Annotated in this window: 14 protein-coding genes; 5 read left to right on the forward strand and 9 right to left on the reverse strand. The window is 65.9% G+C overall.

Features of this window, described 5'->3' with window-relative positions; genetic code table 11:
* Positions 1 to 372 precede the first annotated feature (372 nt).
* Positions 373 to 1,887, forward strand: a complete 1,515-nt coding sequence (locus tag ACOYYX_RS24995; RefSeq protein ID WP_422924767.1) for an efflux RND transporter periplasmic adaptor subunit — start codon at positions 373 to 375, stop codon at positions 1,885 to 1,887.
* Between the two features lie 74 nt (positions 1,888 to 1,961).
* Complete coding sequence (locus ACOYYX_RS25000; protein WP_422924769.1) at positions 1,962 to 5,165, forward strand: efflux RND transporter permease subunit; 3,204 nt, start codon at positions 1,962 to 1,964, stop codon at positions 5,163 to 5,165.
* A gap of 92 nt (positions 5,166 to 5,257) precedes the next feature.
* Here the strand turns inward: ACOYYX_RS25000 and ACOYYX_RS25005 are convergent, their stop codons facing one another.
* The 3 genes from ACOYYX_RS25005 to ACOYYX_RS25015 form a co-directional block, all read right to left on the reverse strand.
* Positions 5,258 to 6,748, reverse strand: a complete 1,491-nt coding sequence (locus tag ACOYYX_RS25005; RefSeq protein WP_422924770.1) for a hypothetical protein — start codon at positions 6,746 to 6,748, stop codon at positions 5,258 to 5,260.
* A 251-nt stretch (positions 6,749 to 6,999) separates the two neighbouring features.
* Positions 7,000 to 7,974 (reverse strand): 2-hydroxyacid dehydrogenase, encoded by a 975-nt coding sequence (locus ACOYYX_RS25010; RefSeq protein ID WP_422924772.1) that lies wholly within the window; start codon positions 7,972 to 7,974, stop codon positions 7,000 to 7,002.
* A 207-nt stretch (positions 7,975 to 8,181) separates the two neighbouring features.
* Entirely contained in the window at positions 8,182 to 8,643 is a 462-nt protein-coding gene (locus tag ACOYYX_RS25015) for a RidA family protein (protein WP_422924774.1), read from the reverse strand.
* Positions 8,644 to 9,170: 527 nt separating this feature from the next.
* Here ACOYYX_RS25015 and ACOYYX_RS25020 point away from each other — a divergent pair.
* The gene (locus ACOYYX_RS25020) at positions 9,171 to 10,142 is read left to right on the forward strand and encodes a hypothetical protein (protein ID WP_422924776.1); all 972 of its coding nucleotides are present in this window, start codon (positions 9,171 to 9,173) and stop codon (positions 10,140 to 10,142) included.
* Between the two features lie 72 nt (positions 10,143 to 10,214).
* On the opposite strand, the gene ACOYYX_RS25025 is transcribed toward ACOYYX_RS25020, so the two are convergent.
* The 6 genes from ACOYYX_RS25025 to ACOYYX_RS25050 all read right to left on the reverse strand — a co-directional run bounded on the left by ACOYYX_RS25025 (position 10,215) and on the right by ACOYYX_RS25050 (position 18,571).
* Positions 10,215 to 10,571: a hypothetical protein gene (locus tag ACOYYX_RS25025; protein ID WP_422924778.1), complete on the reverse strand. Its 357-nt coding sequence runs from the start codon at positions 10,569 to 10,571 to the stop codon at positions 10,215 to 10,217.
* A 20-nt stretch (positions 10,572 to 10,591) separates the two neighbouring features.
* Positions 10,592 to 11,650: a DUF1559 domain-containing protein gene (locus ACOYYX_RS25030; protein ID WP_422924779.1), complete on the reverse strand. Its 1,059-nt coding sequence runs from the start codon at positions 11,648 to 11,650 to the stop codon at positions 10,592 to 10,594.
* Positions 11,651 to 12,119: 469 nt separating this feature from the next.
* Positions 12,120 to 15,824, reverse strand: a complete 3,705-nt coding sequence (locus ACOYYX_RS25035; RefSeq protein WP_422924781.1) for a sigma-70 family RNA polymerase sigma factor — start codon at positions 15,822 to 15,824, stop codon at positions 12,120 to 12,122.
* Between the two features lie 116 nt (positions 15,825 to 15,940).
* Entirely contained in the window at positions 15,941 to 17,389 is a 1,449-nt protein-coding gene (locus ACOYYX_RS25040; protein WP_422924782.1) for a DUF418 domain-containing protein, read from the reverse strand.
* Positions 17,390 to 17,464: 75 nt separating this feature from the next.
* Positions 17,465 to 18,370: an alpha/beta hydrolase gene (locus tag ACOYYX_RS25045; RefSeq protein WP_422924784.1), complete on the reverse strand. Its 906-nt coding sequence runs from the start codon at positions 18,368 to 18,370 to the stop codon at positions 17,465 to 17,467.
* A gap of 24 nt (positions 18,371 to 18,394) precedes the next feature.
* Positions 18,395 to 18,571 (reverse strand): hypothetical protein, encoded by a 177-nt coding sequence (locus ACOYYX_RS25050; RefSeq protein WP_422924785.1) that lies wholly within the window; start codon positions 18,569 to 18,571, stop codon positions 18,395 to 18,397.
* A gap of 298 nt (positions 18,572 to 18,869) precedes the next feature.
* Here ACOYYX_RS25050 and ACOYYX_RS25055 point away from each other — a divergent pair, with 298 nt between their 5' ends.
* Together ACOYYX_RS25055 and ACOYYX_RS25060 are read left to right on the forward strand one after the other, a co-directional pair.
* Positions 18,870 to 19,766, forward strand: a complete 897-nt coding sequence (locus tag ACOYYX_RS25055; protein WP_422924787.1) for a carbon-nitrogen hydrolase — start codon at positions 18,870 to 18,872, stop codon at positions 19,764 to 19,766.
* The gene (locus ACOYYX_RS25060; protein WP_422924789.1) at positions 19,763 to 20,866 is read left to right on the forward strand and encodes an agmatine deiminase family protein; all 1,104 of its coding nucleotides are present in this window, start codon (positions 19,763 to 19,765) and stop codon (positions 20,864 to 20,866) included. The genes ACOYYX_RS25055 and ACOYYX_RS25060 overlap by 4 nt, the downstream gene beginning before the upstream one ends.
* Positions 20,867 to 20,900: the final 34 nt, after the last annotated feature.

Consider the following 20,900-nt stretch of genomic DNA (forward strand, 5'->3'; position numbering starts at 1 on the left):
CTCGGGAGCTCCGAATTGTTCCCGAAAAGTTTCTGAACGTATTGTCAAAAATCGACGGCACGTCAAAATTGATTCGAGGTTGGTTCGGATCGTCTCGTGAAGTAGGCGAGGATATCCGGATGCTGGATCTCCCGGGCCAGTCGGTCTTGCCGATCGGCTTGGCGTGTCTAGGCTTGTGGATTGACCTGGCGGCGAGTAGGTTCATGGTGCCTCGCAATGCTCATGTCACCTCTCGTCGCCTTGCGTTAATAGCGAATGCGCGATGAGCTCGGCGGCCCGGCGGCGATGGAGGGTGAACCCTTCGCGACCTTCGGGACTCGGCCCGACCGTCCGGATTTCTGAGATAGATCACGAAGGGGATAGCGCCGGCCCATGAACTCGAAGAATCGCCGACCATATCGAGCCCTCTGGAATCTGGCCGCCTGCCTGACTTCGGCCGTCGCCATGCTGGCCCTGGCCGGCTGCCAGAAGCCGCAAGCCGTGGCCACCCCACCCCCCCCGACCGTCGGCGTGATCGACTCGATCCGGAAGACGGTCCCGATCCTGGCCACGCCCAACGGGACGACCCGGGCGCTCGAGGACGTCACCATCCGGGCCCGGGTGCGCGGGTTCCTGCGGGAGCGGCACTTCCAGGAGGGGACGCTCGTCAAGAAAGGCCAGCTCCTCCTGGTCATCGACGAGGAGCCGTATCAAGTCGCGCTGAAGTCGGCCCAGGCCAAGCAGGCGGAGGCCGAGGCCTCCGTGAAGAAGGCCGAGCAGTCCAAGGGACGCGAGGTCAGCGGGGCCCAGCTCGCCCTCGACAAGGCCCAGCTCTTCCTGAACACGGTCGAGGAGAAGCGCAGCCGGGCGCTCCTCGTCCGCAACGCGGGGACCCGCGAGGACCTGGACAAGGCCGAGGCCGAGCGCAAGAAATTCGAGGCGCAGGTCGAGGCCGACAAGGCCAACCTCGACCAGGCAAACGCCGACTACGAGGTGGGGATCCTCAGCGCAAAGGCCCAGCTCGATGCCGCCAAGGCCGCCGTCCTCAACGCCGAGCTCGACCTCGGGTATTGCCGGATGTTCGCGCCGATCGACGGGCGCATCGGCGAGGCGATGGTCAAGGTCGGGAACCTCGTGGGGCCCGATTCGGGCGGCGGCGGCAGCTTCTCGGAGCTGGCCACGATCCAGCAGCTCGACCCGATGGGCGTCGACATCCGGATCAGCTCCCGATACCTCGACCGAGCCACGGAGCTCACCGGCAAGGGGCTCACCGCCCGCTTGATCCGCCCGGGGCTCGTGGGGGACCAGGAGCACCCGTTCGAGGGGCGATGCTACTTCATTGATAACAAGATCGATGAGACGACCTCGACCTTCCTCGCGAAGGCGACGGTGCCGAACCCGACCGGGAGCCTCCTGCCGGGCGAGTACGTCAAGCTCCGGCTCGTCGTCGACCGCCTGGACAACGCCGTCGTCGTGCCGACGCCGGCCGTGATGGAGACCGACGCGGGCGCGGTCGTCTACATCGTCGACAAGGACGGCAAGGTCGCAATCCAGCGGGTCGACGCCGCGCAGACGTACGAGGGCTATCGGGTCATCACCAAGGGGCTGGACGCGGGCGTGCCCGTGATCGTCGAGGGCCTGCAAATGATCCGCCCGGGCATACCCGTGAAGACTGAAGCGGCCGTGCTGCCCAGGCAGACCCAGGACGCGTCGAAGCGAGACACGCCGAGGCCGACGAGCGAAGAAGGGGCGTCCTCGGCCTCAAGGCCGGCGCCCGACAACCAGCCGGCGTCCCCCCCGACCCCGGGCGGCCCCCGCTCCGCCGTCGAGGAGGCCCGGCGCACCGATCGGCCCGCCGCGACGACCCCCGCCCAACCCCCGGGCGAGAACAAGCCGCCCCAGGAGTGACCGACGGCCCTCGACGCTCCGAGCCTCGACACGGAACCATCCCCAAAGTAAAGTGCCGCGAGCCCAACGCCCCCATGGTTAACTTCTTCATCCGCCGGCCGATCTTCGCCACGGTCCTGGCCCTGCTCATGCTGCTGATCGGCGGCATCAGCGCGATGACGCTCCCCATCGCGCAGTACCCGCAGATCGCCCCGCCTCAGGTCCAGGTGACGACGACCTACACCGGTGCCGACGCCCTGAGCGTGGCGAGGACCGTCACCACGCCGATCGAGCAGCAGATCAACGGCACGAAGGGGATGATCTATTACAGCTCCGACTCTACGAGCAATGGCGTCTCGAACATCGTCGCCACGTTCGACGTCGGATTCTCGCAGGACCTCGCCGCCGTCGACATCCAGAACAAGGTCCAGACGGCCGAGCCCCAGCTCCCCCCCGAGGTGAAGCAGTACGGCGTGACGATCAAGAAGACGTCGACCGACATGGTCTGCGTCGTGAACCTGATCTCGCCCGACGGCCGGTTCGACGCCACCTTCCTCGACAACTACGGCCAGATCTACATCTCCGACGTCCTCAAGCGCATCCCCGGCGTGAGCGACGTCAGCGTCTTCGGGCGCAAGTATGCCATGCGGATCTGGATGGACCCCGATCGCCTGGCGAACATGAAGATCGCCCCGACCGAGGTGATCCAGGCGGTGCAGCAGGAGAACGTCCAGGCCGCCGCCGGCAAGATCGGCGGCCAGCCCGTGCCGACCGGCCAGGACTTCGAGTTCCCGATCACCGTCAAGGGGCGGCTCGAGAAGGCGGCCGAGTTCGAGGAGATCATCGTCAGGCGTAATAACGACGGCTCGATCGTCCGGCTCCGCGACGTGGCCCGCGTCGAGCTCTCCTCGGAGAACTACGAGACCGCCGGCTACCTCGACGGCAAGCCCGCCGGCGCCATGCCCGTCTACCAGTACGCCGACGCGAATGCCCTCGCGATCGTCGCCCAGGTCAAGTCGCAGATGGACCGGCTCAGGAAGAGCTTCCCGGAAGGGCTCGACTATCAGATCGCCTATAACACGACCGAATATGTTCGCGAGAACATCGACGAGGTCGAGCACACGCTGATCGAGGCGTTCGCGCTCGTCATGATCGTCGTGTTCATCTTCCTCCAAGGGTTTCGCGCGACGATCATCCCGATGCTGGCGATCCCGGTGTCATTGATCGCGACGTTCGCGGCGATGTCGGTGTTCGGATTCTCGCTCAACTCGCTGACGCTCTGCGGCCTGGTGCTGGCGATCGGCCTGGTGGTCGACGACGCGATCATCGTGGTCGAGAACGTGGACAAGTTCCTCGAGCGCGGGATGCGGCCGATCGAGGCCGCGAGGGCGGCGATGGCCGAGATCACGACGCCGATCGTGACCATCACGCTCGTGCTGGCGGCGGTGTTCGTCCCCGTCGCATTCATCCCCGGGATGACGGGCCGGCTCTACAACCAGTTCGCCCTCACGATCGTCTTCTCGTTCGTCTTCTCGGCCTTCAACTCGCTGACGTTCACCCCGGCGATGTCGCGCCTCTTCCTCAAGGCCAAGCACGGCGAGACGAAGTTCTTCCTCTTCCGCTGGTTCAACGCGGGGCTCAAGTGGATCGAGGACTCGTACGACTCCTTCCTCGACTTCACCGCGCACCACTGGTGGACGATCGTCATCCCCTCGGCCGGCCTGCTCGCCCTGACCGGCTGGATGCTGGTGGAGCGGCCGAAGGCGTTCATCCCGACCGAGGACCAGGGGTACGTCATCATCGCGATCCAGACCCCCGACGGCACCAGCCGCGAGGCCACGGCGAGGGTCGTCAAGAGGATCGAGGAGATCGCCCGGAAGGAGAAGGGGGTCTTGCACACCGTCACGCTCGACGGCCTCAACGTCATCAGCTCGACGAACCAGAGCAATAGCGCGGTGGTCTTCGCCACTCTCGAGGAATGGTCGGAGCGTCGCGAACCCGAGCTCCGCGCCCAGGGGGTCGTCAGCAAGCTCCAGCGGATCATGTCACAGCAGATCCGCAACGCGATGGTCCTCGTCATCCAGCCGCCGCCGATCCGAGGTCTGAGCCAGACCGGCGGTTTCGAACTGATGATCGAGGACCGCTCGGGCAAGGGCGTCGAGTCCCTCCAGCGCGTGGTCGACCAGTTCCAGAACGAGGCGAGGAAGCGGCCCGAACTGGCCGGCGTCTTCAGCACCTTCACCGCGCGAGTGCCCCAGCTCAAGTTCGACCTCGACCGCACCAAGGCCCGCCGCCTGGATGTGCCGATCTCCGACGTCTTCGCCACGCTCCAGACGAACCTCGGCTCTTACTACATCAATGACTTCGACCTCTACGGCAAGGTCTGGAAGGTCATGCTCCAGGCCGAGGGGGACGTCCGGACGAAGCCCGAGGATATCCTGAACCTCTACGTACTGAATCGGCAGGGGAATCGCGTCCCGCTCAGCTCGCTGGGCGAGGTCCGCTACGCCCTCGGGCCGATCGACGTGCCGCACTACAACCTCTATGCGTCGGCCAAGATCAACGGCGGCCCGGCCCCCGGCTATAGCTCGGGCCAGGCGCTCACCGCGATGGAAGACGTCGCCGCCAAGGTCCTGCCGGAAGGCTTCGGGTTCGAGTGGACCGGCACCACCTTCCAGGAGCAGAAGACCGGGAACCAGGCGACCTCCATCTTCGCCCTCTCGATCCTTTGCGTCTTCCTGTTCATGGCCGCGTTGTATGAGAGCTGGGTGCGGCCGATGGTCATCATTCTGACCGTGCCCCTCGCCATGTTCGGCGCGGTCGTCGGGCTCTGGTTCTATAACATGCCGCTCGACGTCTTCGGGCAGATCGGCCTCGTCATGCTGATCGGCCTGGAGACGAAGAACGCGATCCTGATCGTGGAGTTCGGCATCGAGCTCCGAGAGAAGCGCGGGATGAGCATCATCGACTCGGCCAAGGAGGCCTCGCGCCAGCGACTGCGGCCGATCCTGATGACTTCATTTGCGTTCGTCATGGGCGTCTTGCCGATGGCCAGGGCCACGGGCGCCGGGGCGTATAGCCGGAACTCGCTCGGCATCGTGATCGCGTTCGGCATCGCCGTCAGCACGATCCTGGGCCGGTTCGTGATCCCGATCTATTACGTCCTGGGCGAGCAGATCATCGACTTCTTCGGCCGACTCCGCGGCATCGACAACGAGCCCGAAGGCAATGAGCATGGGCTCGAAGGTGATGACGATACCCCGCCCGGACTTCCGTCCGCGGAACCGACCCACGCCTGATCTCTGAGGGCGGGGCGCTCTGCCCCGCCCGCTTCATCCCGGAGCGTGCGGGCCTTCGGGGAATTCGGGTCAACCCTCACATCCCATGCGGCTCAGGCGATGAGTTCGCGGCGGAAGGACTTGAGCCAGGAGACGACCGGCTTGGGGGTGTGGTTGGTGCGGAAGAGGCCGGCGTGCGGGAAGAGGTGGGGCGGGTTATCGCTGGCCTGGGCCCACGTCACCGAGCGGACGAACGGCTTGGCCACGGCGAGGGCCACCCACTTGGACGCCCAGTGGGCCTGGGTCGCCTCGTCGGGCGGGGTCGGCCACTGCGATGTCTCAACCCGCACGGTCGGATCCGCCTTCGGGTCGGGCGTGCTGGCCGACGGGATCGCCATCGTGATGTAGAGCGGCAGGTTCAACAGCGCGTAGAGGTCGAGCAGCTTCGAGAAGTCGAAGAGGTCCCGGATGTGGCTCCCCGGGCTCGAGTAGCCCGGGGCGATCTCGAGCATGATCCCGGCCACGCCGATGTCGGCCCTGACGAGGTAGTCGGCCAGGTGCAAGGGACCGAGCTGGAAGGGGCTCGAGCCCATCCATTCCGCCCAGGGGCGCTCGACGCCGATCGTGAATTGGGCCGAGGGGTCGGCCTGGCGGGCCACCTGCACGGCGCGGGCGGTCAGTCGGATCTGCTCTTCCTCGGAGAGCCCGAGGAATTCGGTGCTGGCCGGGCGATGGACCAGGTGCCAGACCGGGACCTTCCCCCGGTATCGCGAGACCGTCTGGCGGACGAGGTCGACGACCAGGCCGAGGATCGTGTCGAAGTCCCCTTCCCAGAGCCAGATCCAATCCGGAACGGCGCTCGCGTGGAATTCGAGGAGCGGGCCGGCCTGCGGGGCGAGCCTCTGCTTGCGACACCAGGCAAGCTGGGCGTCGAACTCATCCCAGCGGAACTGCCCTTCGGTGGGTGCCAGCGACTTCCAGGTGCAGCGGGCCTGCGCCGAGCTGAACGTGCCGGCCAGCTCCGAGGCCCAGGGGGCCTGCTTGGGGTCGCCGTCGAGCACGCCGCCGAGCCAGGTCGGCAGCTTGGCCGAGCCGGCGAGCCTCGTGTGCAGGACCTGGCTTGTGTACGTGTCCACCAGCAGGTTGCCCGCCTCCCAGACGGTGGCGAGGCAGCTCTGCGCGGCGACGTAAGACGCGGCGAGGTCGGTCCCCGAGGTGGCCGCCTTCACGAACGAGCGGTGGGCCTTCGCCAGCAGGGCGGAGAGCTCTTGCGGCACGCGCAGGCCCATCTGCTGCCAGTCGGCCAGCTGGTTCCGGACCTCGTTGAGCTTGCCGCGGGCCAGCTCGACGGCCAGGTTATACGCGTCGACGCGCTCGGCCAGGGTCGCCGTGCCGACGATGGGGGCGCCGAAGCCGTCGATGGCCCAGGGGACGAAGAGCCGTCCGCTCTCGTTGCTGTCGCGGTGACAGGTGAGGATCCCGTTGCGGACCTCGGTGCTGAGCCGGCTCGGCGTCCGGTCCAGCCCCGTCACGTACGCCTTGCGCAGCTCTGCGGCCCGCGTCGCCGGCATGGGCGATGTCAGTCGAAACTTGAGCACGCCCATGCACCTTGCCCCGGTCCGCCACGGAAGAGTTATCTCAGCACATGATCGGCGAACTCAGGCCGATCCCTCAAGTCAGATCCCCGCTCCGGCCGCAAACTCGAGGAAACATTTGGCGAGGTCGGGTCGGAGAAGGCTACTCTGGCTCTGGGCCGCGAGGCGGATTCTCCGGTTTTGATGCCCTCGACGGTTCAGGCCCCTCGACGTGTCCGCGATCCACCCTGGGTGATCCGCCTTCGCCGGTCAGACTTCGCTCAGCCCTTCCAGGCCTCGGGATTGACGAGGTTGGGGGGACGCTTGCCCTGGAGCGCCGCCACCAGGTTCTCCCCCGCGATTCTCGACATAGCCGCCCGCGTCGCGACGGTGGCGCTGCCGAGGTGGGGCAGGAGCATGGTGTTGGAGCAATCGGCGAGTCCCTCTGCCATTTTCGGCTCGTCTTCGTAAACGTCGAGCCCCGCGCCCGCAATTTGGCCGGATTTGAGGGCCTTGACGAGCGCCTTCTCGTCGACGACCGGGCCCCTGGCCGTGTTGATCAGGTAGGCCGTGGGCTTCATCTTCGAGAGCGCCCGGGCGTCGATCAGGTGTTTGGTCTCGGGGGTGAGGGGGACGTGCAGGCTGACGAAGTCGCTCTCGGCAAGGAGCTCGTCGAGCGGGACCTGCCTGGCCCCCAGGGCGTCGAGTTCCGGGTTCGGCCGCCTGCCGTGATAGAGGAGCGGCATCCGGAATCCCTTGGCACGCTCGGCCACCGCAGTGGCGATCCGGCCGGGGCCGACGAGCCCCAGGGTCCGCCCGCTGACGTCGCCGCCGAGCATGTACATCGGCCCCCAGCCTGGGAACCGGCCCGCCCGCATCTCGACATCGCCTTCGGCCGCGCGCCTGGCGACGCCGAGGATCAGGGTCCACGCGATGTCGGCGGTCGCCTCCGTGAGCACGCCCGGAGTGTTCGTCACGAGGATCCCGCGCTTCGTGGCCGCGGCGACGTCGACGTTGTTGTACCCGACCGCCATGTTGGCGAAGACCTTGCAGCCCTCGGCGGCTTCGAGCACCGACTCATTGATCGGGTCGGTCAGGAGGCAGAGGACCGCGTCGCGGCCGGCGACCTTCGTGCGTAACTCCTCCGCCGAGAGGATGCGATCGTCCGGGTTCTGCTCGACGAGCTCGGCGACTTCCTTCACCAAGCTCGGTCCCGGCTCGGGAATCGGCTGGGTGATGTACACACGTCCGGGCACTGCGCGGCCTTTCTGCAGATCAACTCTGCCGGGGAAGCGTTCCAGATGGAACGTTGAGCATAACGGCGGCTCAACACGTTGCCTAGTGTCCAACTTCGCGGCCCGGGCCCTGTTCAAGTCGTCGGGCACGACCGATTGACGACGATCGTCGTCGCGAGGGCCCGTCGCGGTCGCCATGCGCGACCGCGACGAGGTCTCTCTCCGGGCTCAGTCCTGGACTTCGAAGATGGCCTCGATCTCGACGGCGATGCCGCCAGGGAGGGCGCCCATGCCGACGGCGCTGCGGGCGCCGCGGCCGGCCTCGCCGAAGACCTCGACCATGAGGTCGGAGAAGCCGTTGATGACCTTGGGATGATCGAGGAAGTCGGGGGTGCTGTTGACCATGCCCAGCACCTTGATGATCCGCACGACCTTGTCGAGCGAGCCGAGGTGGCTCTTCAAGGTCGACAGGATCGCGAGCCCGGTCTGCTTGGCGGCGGCCTGGCCGGCGGGGATGTCGAAGTTCGCGCCCAGGCGGCCGATGATCAGCGAGCCGTCAGACTGGAGCGGGCCGTGGCCCGAGACGTACAGCAGGTTCCCCTGACGGACCGCCGTCAGGTACGTGGCCACGGGCTTCGGGGCGGGCGGCAATTCCAGCTTCAATTCGGCGATGCGGGCTTCAGCACCCATGGGACGTATCCTAGCTCGTGTGGTTTCGATGTGACGATTGGCGGAGCGCGAACGCGGCCCGAACTTCCAGGAAGGCTAACGTTTGGCCTGCCGTGAATCAACCGTCTCGCCCGCACGCGGCCACGGCTCTCCGCATTCCTTAAGCGATTCGCACTTCCATCGGCCAGGCCCCTTGACCGTCGCCGCTCTGATGAAATACATTGGCTGTCTGTTGAGACTGAATCTCAATTTCAGAGGTTTCCCCATCGATCCCGTCCTGGTCCGACCGGGTCGAGACCTCCTGCCGCGGGATCTTGCCGCAATGACCTGAGCCTTGAGCCTGGTCCTTCAACTGAGGCCCTGGCTTCGTCGATCCCTTTCCATTTCGGGCGATTCGAGGCGTCGAGATCGGGCCAACCCCCCCCGGCCCGGTCGTCGGCCGCGACGGATACCCCTCTTCAATGATGCCGAGCGATAGGCGATCAAGGCCGCGTGCCGGCGCGGTCTTAGTCGAATCAGTGATTATCAGCCGAGCGAGGGTTCTCTCAATGTCAGACGTGGAAACGGCCTTGCCGGAGGCCCGCGAAGAAAGCCGGACCGTGACGAAGCGCTCGGCGAGTTCCCGGGCTCGCTTCAACCGCGTCATGAAGTGGGTGCGGCGGGCTCACCTCTATGCCGGCCTCTTCATGACCCCCTGGGTCTTCCTCTACGGGGTCACCGCCCTGCTCTTCAACCACCCGGATGCCTTCCCAGACGCCGACTTCGTCCGGTTCGGACGAGCCCAGACGGTCGGCACGGTGTTCGAGAAGGCCCCGCGTCCCAACGAGTTGGCGGCGAAGGTCGTCGATGCGCTGAACCAGCCAGGCCCGAACGGGGCCAAGGCCCCGGCCTATCGGCTCGTCCGGCCCGTGGAGGCCCGCTACGCCCGAGAATACTTCGCGTCGCTCAAGGGGGACGGCCAAGAGCAACTGCTCCGGATCGACCTGGAGAACGGAGAAGGCTCGATCCGGACGCAGGTCAAGACCACGGAGAAGCCCGCACCGTTCGTCCGCAAAGGAGGGCTCAAGCTGACCCCGCCGCCGATGGAGACCCTGACCAAGGGGCTGCCGGCGGCCATCGAAAAGCTTGGCGCCGGCAAGGATCAGGTGGTGGAGCGGACCCTCGCCCCCGACCTCTCCTTCCTGATGGAAGGGGAAGGCCGCACCTGGCGCGTGACCTACAACGGACAGACCGGGCTGATCTCCGGCCGCTCCGAGGCCGAGCGCAATCCCCTCTCGACCCGCGGCTATTTGCTCCGCCTACACGTCGCCCACCAGTATCCCTCCGAACTGAACTCGAGGTGGTTCTGGGCGCTGGCGGTCGACGCGATGTTCGTCTCGATGGTCGGCTGGGGGATCACCGGCCTGCTCATGTGGTGGCAGATGAAGAACGTTCGCAAGATCGGGATCGTCGTCCTGATCTTCAGCGTCATCGCCGCGACGGCGGTTGCGTTCGGCATGCACCGAGCCCTGACGGCCTGACCCTTTCCCTTCGCCCTCATCTCCGACGGCACGACACCCGGCCCGGCCGTCGGAGCCTCTCACCCTACCGGTTCAGCGATGCTGACCCTTCATGAAGGTGCTCAGTTGCTGCTGGGCGGGTTCCCACTGCCCTTCCCTGGCCTTGGCGATGACGGCGTCGAGGGTGCCCGAGGCCCCCTCCGAAAGCTTGCCCGAGCCCTTCAAGGCCTTGAGCCTGGCGCTGCAGTCCTCGACTTTCGGCAGTTCCCTGAGGCTGACGGCTGTGTAGAGGGCCTCGACGGTCTTGTATGATTCCTTGTCGTCGCCGATCTGATGCTCGCCGCATCCCGAGAGGCCGAGCAGGATGACCAGCGTCGCGACGAGGGTTGAGCCACTGGCCCGCTTGCCGACCCTCGCAGGCCGAGGATCGGCCGGATTCATACTTTTCATGTGCTGACGTGCTCGCCTCATCAATAGTCGCCGCTGATGACTTCGCCCTTGTTCCGCGTCGAGAGGGCGACCCAGGTCCAGGGGTAGATCGACTCCTTGATCCACTTCACCGAGCCGTCGCCGAAGAGGATGTTGCAGCCGTTGCCGTCCTCGGAGTACATCTCGTCGGTGTGGCGGAACGGGTGATTCGGGGCGTGGATGATGACCTGGGGATGGTCGTGCATGTCGGGCCCGCTGTGGGCACCCACGAGGTCGCCGCCGCTATTCGGGTCGGAGGGCAGCCCCGGCTTGGGCACGACGATCGAATAAGGCACGACGCCGACCCAGGTGTTGTCGGAGACGCACGACGAACGCTCGCCGATGAACACGGTGTTGGAGAGCCCGTCCGTGACCATCGAAACGGTGGTGTGCGAGTTCTTGTAGAAGGGCCCGTCGATGATGAGCGGGGGCAGGCCCGGAATCGGCTCGGCGATGTCCATGTTGTACGAGTATTGCTTGGGCCGACCCCAGGGCTGATTGATGCCGGCGTTCGTCACGTAGTGGCTGTGGGCGAACTTGATGGCGGGGTCGAACGGGCCTCCGTCATTGGGGGCCTGGGCGTCGCCGTTCGTGTACTTATGAAGGTTGAAACCGTCGCTCCCCCCCGTGGCCGAGGGGCACAGGAAGATGGACAGCTTCGTGCGGGCCGAAGTGCTGTTGTCGGGGGCCCAGCAGGCGACGTTCGTGTTGAAGCTGGCATAGAGCGGGGACTGCTCGACGAACGGGAGGATCAAGGTCCCCCAGGCGAAGCCGGGGAGCGTGTTGATCCCATCATCCGGGTAGCTGATCCCGAAGGCCGAGCCGACCGCCTTGGGATCGGCCACGTACGCCGGAGGATACACGCCGAGCGCCGACTCGTAGTTCGCCAGCCCCAGCCCGATCTGCTTCAGGTTATTCACGCACTGCATGCGCCTCGCCGAGATCCGGGCCGCCTGCACGGCCGGCAAGAGCAGCCCGATCAGCACGGCGATGATGGCGATGACGACCAGCAGTTCGATCAACGTAAAACCACGCCTCGCGGGTGTTCCCTGCGACTCCACGGCGTTTCTCCCCATGCAAGGTTGAGTTTTTGGTCTTCCTAAAACTGTCTTTGGGAGTGTATCGAGCCGTGTTGGGAAGATCAATCAGATTTTTTGGTGAATAGAAAAATTGGTCGTGGTTTGGCAAGAGACGGGTTTGGTGGAATCGAATGGATTTGCAAAACCATGAGGAGTCGGATTTTAGATCCGGGTCTTGGAAGACTTGAGGTTTGGGCCGGGCACGGGGCGATTTGCCGCTCAGGAACGTGTGGATATCGCCATCGCCTCCTCGAACGAAGTGCCGCCCGCCCGCTCGAGGTTCCCTTCGTCGGGTCGATCACGGCGCCTGGCGAGAAGGTTGTGAATCGCTGCGTTGCGGCGGATGTGAGGATTTCGGGGATCCGGCAAAGAAAGAACCCCAGGCTTGCAGCAAGCCTGGGGCGGGCAACGAACCAGTAGTGAGGAGGCTCGTTCGAGCGCGAGCGTGGGTTTACGGCTTCGCTTCGAGGAGTTTCGCGGCCGATTTGAGGGCTTCCTCGAAGGTCCCGACAAAGGCGACATTCCCCTGGCGGTCGAGGACCGCGGCGCTGGGGATGGAGTTGACGCCGAAGGCCTCGAACGTCGCCCCGAAGCTGACGTCATCGGCGGAGGCCCGGTCGATGGCGAGGGGATACTCGATCTTGTGCTCGCGGGCGAACTTCGCCACCGCGTCGGGCGTGCCGCTGCTGTCGTGGAGCCCGAGGAAGACGAGGCCCTTGTCGCGGAAGTAGTCGAACGCCTCGCGGACCCGAGGCACCTGTGCGACGCAAGGCCCGCAGCCGACCCCCCAGAAGTCGATGAGGACGACCTTGCCCGCGAGTTCCAGCGGCTTGGTCTCCCCTCGAGCATCGAGCCACGAGGCGGGTGCGATCGCCGGCGCGGGGACTCCCGTCTCGATCAAGGGGCGCCGCGGCGTCTTCGTCTCGCGGCGACGATCGGCGTAGGCCACCACGTCACCGACCTGAGCCGTCAGGAACCCTGCATAAGAGTCTGGGGATTTGGCTTCATTCCGATGATCCAGAACCATGGTTCCTGCCGGGGCTGCGAAGACGAAGGTCTCGGGGGGGATCGGTGAGTCGAAGTCGATGCGATCGATGCGACGGATCTCGAAGATATCGATCGACCCTTCAAGTTCTCTCCACTCCAGGGTGACGCTCGGAAGGATCAGACCATGCGGATCGGCTTTGGGGCCGAACTGCCAATTCTCCGAGTGCACACCACCGGGAACTTGTCGATGTGAGTAGCAGTAGATGAATCCCGTCTTCTCGTCCGCCAGAGTATGCTGCGTGTGGTGATAGTCCACCCCGCCGATGGTGTTGATGATCTCCATCGATGCGTCAATACGCCCCTCATGGTGTTTCACATTAACGGTTTCGTTCGTTCCGCCGTGGCGAGGCGGGTCGAACGGTGCCAAACAGTAAGTGGCCAGGGACATCTCCCCGAAGTGGAGACCGTCGTAGATATCAGCCTGGCAATTGCTATCGCCGTAATGGACCGCTTCTTGGGCGTTGAAGAACATTCGGGATCTGTCGTGGCCCGAAGGTTTAAGTTCGTCGGTTCTCGATTGGAAGCTTCGATTCCCATCGATTGCATGCACATAGGATGTAGTGGACAGGAGTAGTTTCCCTGGGAAGCGCGCCTCGAGGAGCGCCGGGAGGTCGTGATCCCGTTCCGGGTCAAGCGACCCGAGGAATCGACGCACCTCGTCGAGATCGATCTCCGGCATATACGAGCTGAACTTGCGGCCCTGGAACTGACAATGCCTGCTAAGACGGTCGTGGAGGCGTCGGCGATCCTGGGCTTGCTGTTTCGACGGATCGGCCTTCGAGTCGTCCTTCATTGCCTCTTTAGATTTCTCGAGGACGAACCGGACCGGGGTCGCGGTGCCGGCGGCCAGCGCCAACATCGGGGTCATCTGCTCGCTGTGTTGATAGGTTCGTGACGGATCCTTGATGCTGAACCGCGTCGGCCCGGGCGGCAGCACGGCGCGAATGACGCCTCGCCCATCGGTCGCCACATGATCCACGAATCCGACCTGGCTTTGCAGCTCGCGTGGTTTGCGGTCTGACGCGGTGACGTAGGAGATCCGAACCCCTTCGACTCCTGCCTGGGTCTCGCGGTCGATGGCCTTGATCTCGACGATCGCCCCTGGATCGACCTGAGTATTCAGGATCTGCTCCATGGGAGCCTCAGCGACCGTGAGGTTCTGCTCTTTCTGGAGCGAGCACATCCCAAACGGAGGTTCGAGCCTGAGCTGATACTCGGCGGGGACAAGGCGGAGCGTCGCCTTGCCCTCGTCGTCGGTCGTGGCGATGGCTCCGGCCATCCGCAGTTTTTGGCTGAAGGCACGGACCGTTACACCAGCGGCCGGGGCTCCGGATTCGGCATGATCCACCTTCAAGCGGACCAGGCGAGGGGCCTTGAACGTGTGGTCGAAGGTGCCGTCGGTGGCCAGGCTCAGTGCTCTGGCGACGGGCCGCGTCGAGGTAACGATGGTCTCGCTGATTAGGTCGTAGGTCGGATCGGGCGTCGCCTGGAAAATGAAAAGGGCTTCGCGAGGCAGGCTGTCGAGTCGGTAGGACCCATCTTCGGCGGTCGTCGTGCTTCGGATTTCTTCGGGCAATTCCTGGATGCCGTTGAAATCAGCTCCACGACTCCCATCGGGATTGAGCGCGATGCATTCATACATACCGGAACCCTCCGGTCTCCGTGGATCAATCACGTACCCGGCCTGGACCTTGACCCCGGCCATGGCCCGGCCGGTGTCGTCGACGAGCTTCCCGTGGATTGAGGCGGGAGGCCCGAAGCGCAGGTCTTGCTCGATGGGCTCGCCGAGGTAGGAGAGAGTCCCCGTTTCGATGGTCGGGGCCTTCATCGGGCGTTCGGCCGGGCGGTAGGTGTGGGTTGTCCGCCAGGTGAAGCCGAAGCCATCGGCGGTGCCGGAGACCTGGAAGATGCCTTCGTCCCCCTTCGGCACGGGATCTTCGGGGAACGACCAGACGGGAAGCGGCATCTCCTGCAGGCGGAATTTCCCCTCGGCGTCGGTCTTGGTGGTGCCCAGGAGGCGCGTGGGGCCCCTCCAGGTTCGATTTGCATCGGTGACGCGGATCACGGCCCCGGCGACCGGGCGACCGGCCTCGTCGAGGGCCCTGCCATGGATGGTGATGGGCACGAGCCGCCGATCGTCGGGGCGGCGTTTCCGGGCGGGCTTGGCCTTCGGTTCAGGCGAGGCCGGCTTCGAGGCGGGCGGGTCGGCCGCGGCGATCAAGGTGGGCTTGGCGAGAGGTTGCCGGGGCGTCGGCTCCTCGCCGCGGCGCTGCCCCAGGGCCGTCGTCAGGCCGAGCCCGAGGACGAGCGTACCGATCAAGGCCAGCGCGACGACCCGCAGGTGCGAGAACGCCAGCGACTTCATCACCCCTCGCGCCAGCAAGGCCACGGTGCCCGACTTGAGCGTTGTCTGCCGGGCGAACGTGGTGGCCGAGGCTACGAGAGCCTCGGGAAGCGAGACTCGGGCCGCGCCCAGCGAGATGCCCCAGCCGCTCGAGAGCGTGACGCCCCGCCTCGTGAGGCCGAGCCTCAGACGCTCGCGGGCCCGGGAGAGCCGGCTGTGGATCGTCCCGACGGCGCAGTCGAGCCGGCTGGCCGCCTCCTCGGCGTCGAGCCCTTCGAGGTAGCAGAGGACGATGGGAACCCGGAACTTCTCCGGCAGGCGGCCGATCTCCTCGTAAAGCTCGGGCCAGGGCTCGTCGCGAGCTTCTTCGAAGCTCGTCGAGGCGGCCTCGGCCCGCTGCCGTTCGTGGAGCCGGCGCCTGGCTTCTCCCCCCTTGAGATTGCTGGCAACGCGCTGGGCGACCCCGAAGAGCCAGCTCCCCAGGGCGTCGGGCTTCCTGATGGCGTGGGCCCGGCAGGCGAGGACGAGGAAGGTGGCCTGGAAGGCGTCGTCGGCCTCGTGGACGTCGTCGAGCACGCCCCGGCAGACCCGGAAGACCATCGGCCCGTGCCGACGCACGAGGGCCTCGAATCCCAGCTCCGAGGCCCTCCCCCCTTTGCTGGCGAAGGCGTCGAGGAGCTGCCGATCCGACATCCCCGCCGTCGACCCCGCCGCGAAGAGGGTTCGGATGTGTTCCTGAGACTGACAGGCCGGCTCGCTCGACATTGGTCCCGCCCCTCGACGAAGATCCGCGTTGCGTCCCCTCCACCTCAAGTAGTGTGACGACCCCCTCCGCGGCTTCCCGGAATTTGCGAGGACATCGGCCGATCGCCGCAAGCTCGCTACGAGGCAGCCAGTTCGGGCCGACGCCCGGCGCGGAAGGGCTGGAGCTTCCAGTACGTCAGGGATCGCCAGAGCCACTCGGCCGGGCCGAAGCGGAAGTGCCGGAGCCAGATGGGGCTCATCCAGAGCTGGAACGACCAGATCGCCACGACGATCGCGTAGAGCGCCGGGCGCCCGAGCGTGCCGAAGAGGTCGAACCCGTAGCCGTAGAAGATCGTCGTGCAGACGATCGAGTCGAACAGGTAGTTGGAAAGCGCCATCCGTCCCGCCGCGGCGAGGCGCCGGGTCAGCCAGCCCAGGGCTCCCGATTGATAAATCAGCATCACCGCGCCGATGTGGCCGAAGACGATCGGCATGCTGCCGTAGAGCGTCAGGAGTGGCCACCCCTCCATCGCGTGAGAGAGGCGATGATTGAGAAAGAACCGGTTCTGGATCTCGTGATAGGCGTCGAAGGCCAGAAGCGGCAGCCCGATGCCGTAGCCGAGCACCGCCATCCAGAGATACGTGCGCCTCGAGAGCGACGCGGAGAAGACCCCGAGCTTCATGAGCCCCATGCCCAGCAGCATCCGCCCCCCGGCGAACCAGAGCCCGCCGAAGACGAAGCCGAGGGTCTGCCCGATGAACAGGTCCTGGGCGCGATGGCGGACGATCTCGACATAGGTCGAGCGGTAGGCGGCGATCTCCTTGAGGAAGTCCTCTCGCTTGTTCTCATCTTCCTTCTTAAGTTCCACCCAGATCTCACTCGTCGCCTGCTCCCACCAGGGGGGCGTACGGCCGGCCTTGGTCTCGGCCTCGACGTGCGCGGTGGCCCGCTTCATATACGGGACGGCGTAGAGGTTCCCGAGGACGATGATCGGCACCAGGATCAGGTTCAGCGCAATCCCCAGCACGATCAACTTCCAGGGAGACGCGTGCCGGAACGGATAGAGGAAGAACCCGCATGAGGCGTAGAGCACCAGCACGTCGCCGTCCCAGATCAGGTACGAGTGGATGAGGCCGATGACGAGGAGCCAGAAGATCCGGCGATAGAAGAAACCCCGGATCCCGGCCTTGCGCCCGTCCGCCCTGTCGGACATCAGCACGAGCCCCGCGCCGAAGAGCATGGAGAAGAGCGTCATCATCTTCGTGTCGAAGACGAGGTGGTTGAATGCCCAGAGCGCCGTGTCGGCATGGCCCGCGTTGGGGTCGAGGATCGGGATCTCGTAGACCCCCCACGGCCAGGCGAAGCCGACGATGTTCATCGCGAGGATCCCCATCAGGGCGACCCCCCGGATCAGGTCGACCGACGCCACGCGCTCCGCGGCTTCCACCGGCTTTGCGGTTGTCGTTGGTGTCAGTGCCGTGCTTGCCGGGTCGTCGGTCATGAGCGGGAACCCATCGACGCTCGCGGGCGTCGCCATCGTCGTCGATGGTGAGGGGCTCGCGGCCGTCGGCTCTTGGTGCGACATCAACGCCTTCCTTTGCGGCTTGGCTCTGGGATGGGGAGAGTGCTGGCTTCCAGACGCGAACACCTGACCCCGGGTTCAGGGCTTCGCGGCCGGCTTGAGGATCTTCTGGTCGCGGAGCCAGTCTTCGCAGCGGCTCGTCCAGGCCGAGACGGGGTGTTCCCCCTTCCGCATGCCGAAGCCGTGCCCGCCCGTGGCGAAGACATGCAACTCGGCCGGGACTCCCGCACGCTTCAGCGCGAGGTAATAGGCCACGCTGTTCTCGGGGGTGTGGCGGTCGTCGCCGGCATGCGCCAGGAAGGTTGGCGGGGTCTTCGCGGAGACCCGGATCTCCTTTGCGAGCTCGCTCGTCCCCTTCGCCAGCAGATACGCAGGGTAGATCAGGGCGGCGAAGTCGGGGCGGCTGTTGACCTTGTCGATGTCGTCGATGGGCTCATAGCCGCGACGCTCATAGTTCGTCGAGAGCCAGGCGCCGAGGTGACCTCCCGCCGAGAACCCGAGGATCCCGACCTTCGCGGCGTCGATCCCCCATTCGCCCGCCTTGCTGCGGACGAGGCTCAGGGCCCGCTGCGCATCGGCGAGGGCCTGGGGAGGCGGCTCGTCCTTGGCGGTCGACCCCCTCCGAGGAATGCGATATTTGAGCACGATCCCCGTCACGCCGAGGGTGTTGAGCCACTTCGCGACCTGCTCCCCTTCATGGGCCCAGGCCAGGGAGTTGTAGCCGCCTCCCGGGAAGATGATCAAGGCGACCCCGCTGTTCGTTTCCGGGGCCGGACGGAAGACCTTGATCGTCGGCTTCGTCACGTTCGAATAGCGAACGATCGTCGCGGGGTCGGCGGCCTTGGTCTCGACCTTCTCCTCCCCTATGGATCCATCGTCGCCGGGCGCGGATCCCGGCCAGATGTCGAGCGTCAAAGGCTCGTCGGCCCGGCTCGCGCCGGCGAAGGCGATTGTGAAGATGATGAAGGTCGCCAGACTGCGCATGCGGGTGTCTCCCATGGGCTGGATTCAGGTCGGCCCGACGGCGGGGCTCGTCGGCTCGTCGGCCTGCGCGCGAGGGCTCGAACGAATAAGCCGTCGGAGCCCGAAGGCCGCGACCGCCGCCAGCGCGTACAACTCGAGCCCATCGACCCTCGGCAAGCGGTAAGGCCGCTGGGCTCGTTCATTGAGGACCTCGCGGATCATCCCACGGCCTCGAGTCTCGACAGGTCCGGCGGCTTCCGCATCAATGCGAAGGCGAGGGCCGAGAGCGAAACCAGGATCAGCAACGACCGGATTCGAAGGCCTGTCATGGTTTGGAACTCCTCGGGTGATGCCGCTTTGATCGGCTCTGCCTCGCATGTCGACGGCCCCGATCTTACTGCAAAGGGGCCCGCCGATCCCAGGGATCGACGCCGGGTCGCGGGGTCTTGACCTCTCTGATAGGATGGAAAACGTCGCCGAAGTGACTACCTGAAGGGGTTTACAGGGGGATGTTCGCACGATGAGTCGACCCGCTCGACCATTCACGATCGCGTTGGTGCAGATGCGGTGCTCGACAGATCCCGATGACAACTTGCGCCGGGCCTGCGAGATGCTGCGCGAGGCCGCCGCGAAGGGGGCGCAGGTCACCTGCCTGCCCGAACTTTTCCGCTCGCAGTACTTCTGCCAGGTCGAGGACTCCAAGCTGTTCGACCTCGCCGAGCCGATCCCGGGGCCGACCACCGAGGCCCTCGCGAAGGTCGCGAAGGAGACGAAGACGGTCGTCGTCGGCTCGGTCTTCGAGCGCCGGACGGCCGGGGTCTACCACAACACCGCGGTCGTCTTCGACGCCGACGGCTCGACCCGGGGCATGTATCGGAAGATGCACATCCCCGACGACCCCCTCTATTACGAGAAGTATTACTTCACCCCCGGCGACCTCGGTTTCCAGGCGATTGAAACTTCGGTGGCCAGGGTGGGCACGCTCGTCTGCTGGGATCAGTGGTATCCAGAGGCCGCGCGCCTGACCGCCCTCAAGGGGGCCGAGGTCCTCTTCTACCCGACCGCCATCGGCTGGCACCCCGCCGAGAAGGCGGAGTACGGCGAGGCCCAGGCCTCGGCCTGGGAGACGATGCAGCGCGCCCACGCGATCAGCAACGGCCTCTTCGTCGCCGCCGTGAATCGGATCGGCCACGAGGGGCCGAGCGAGGGGGGCCTCGAGTTCTGGGGCGGCTCATTCGTCGCCGACCCCTTCGGCCGGATCCTCGCCCGCACCAGCCAGGATAAGGAAGAGGTCCTGGTGGTGAAGTGCGACCCTCGCCTGATCGAAGAAACCAGGCGAAACTGGCCCTTCCTCCGCGACCGCCGGATCGACGCCTACGGCCCGATCACGCAACGCTTCCTGGATCCGACCTCATGAGCCAGCCCCCCGTCGAAACCCCCGCGTCGCTCGGATACCGGATGCCAGCCGAGTGGGAGCCGCATGAGGCTACCTGGATTGCCTGGCCGCACAACCGCGAGGACTGGCCCGGCAAGTTCGCGCCGGTCCCCTGGGTGTATGTCGAGATCGTCCGCCTGCTGACCAAGGGCGAGCGGGTCAACATCGTCATCAAGGGGCGGAAGCGTCGCGAGCGCGTGGCCGAGCAGCTCGACGCCCACGGCGTCGACATGGAGCGAGTCACGTTCTTCAAGGCGGCCACGGACCGGGTCTGGCTTCGCGACTCCGGTCCGACCTTCCTCGTCAATGACAGGGCCGAGGCCGACCGCGTCGCCCTGCTCGACTGGAAGTTCAACGCCTGGGCCAAGTACGACAACCACCTGCACGACGACAGGATCCCGTCGAAGGTGGCGGATAAGCTGGCCCTGAAGCGCTGGGAGCCTTATTTCGAGGTCGAGGGCCGGCCGGTTCGCGTCGTCCTGGAAGGGGGCGCGATCGACGTCAACGGCAAGGGGACGTTACTCACCACCGAGGAATGCTTGCTCAGCGAGATCCAGGCGCGCAACCCGCTCCTCGACCGCACCGACATGGAGCGTGTCTTCGCCGACTACCTCGGCGCCCGGCACGTCATCTGGCTCGACCGCGGCATCGACGGCGACGACACGCATGGGCATGTCGATGACCTGGCGCGTTTCGTGGATCCGACCACGGTCGTCACGGTGGTCGAGCACCGCGAATCCGACCCGAACTACGAACCGCTCCAGGACAACCTCAGGCGCCTGCAAGCGGCCCACGACCAGGACGGCCAATCGCTCCGCGTCGTGACCCTGCCGATGCCGTCGCCCGTCGTCTTCGAGGGGTTCCGGCTCCCGGCGAGCTATGCGAATTTCTACATCGCCAACGGCGTGGTCATCGTCCCCACCTTCAACGACCCCGCCGACCGCCTGGCGTTGAACACCCTCGCCGACCTCTTCCCCGGCCGCGAGGTCGTGGGCATCCACGCCGTCGACCTCGTCCTGGGCCTCGGAACCCTGCACTGCCTCTCCCAGCAGCAACCCGCTCCGCCCCCGCCGGTCGCCTGACCGACCGTGGCGGTTCTCGGTTTGAAGGCCGGCG

Origin of the sequence: Singulisphaera chitinilytica (assembly GCF_049331405.1) — a bacterium.
GTDB lineage: Bacteria > Planctomycetota > Planctomycetia > Isosphaerales > Isosphaeraceae > PoT.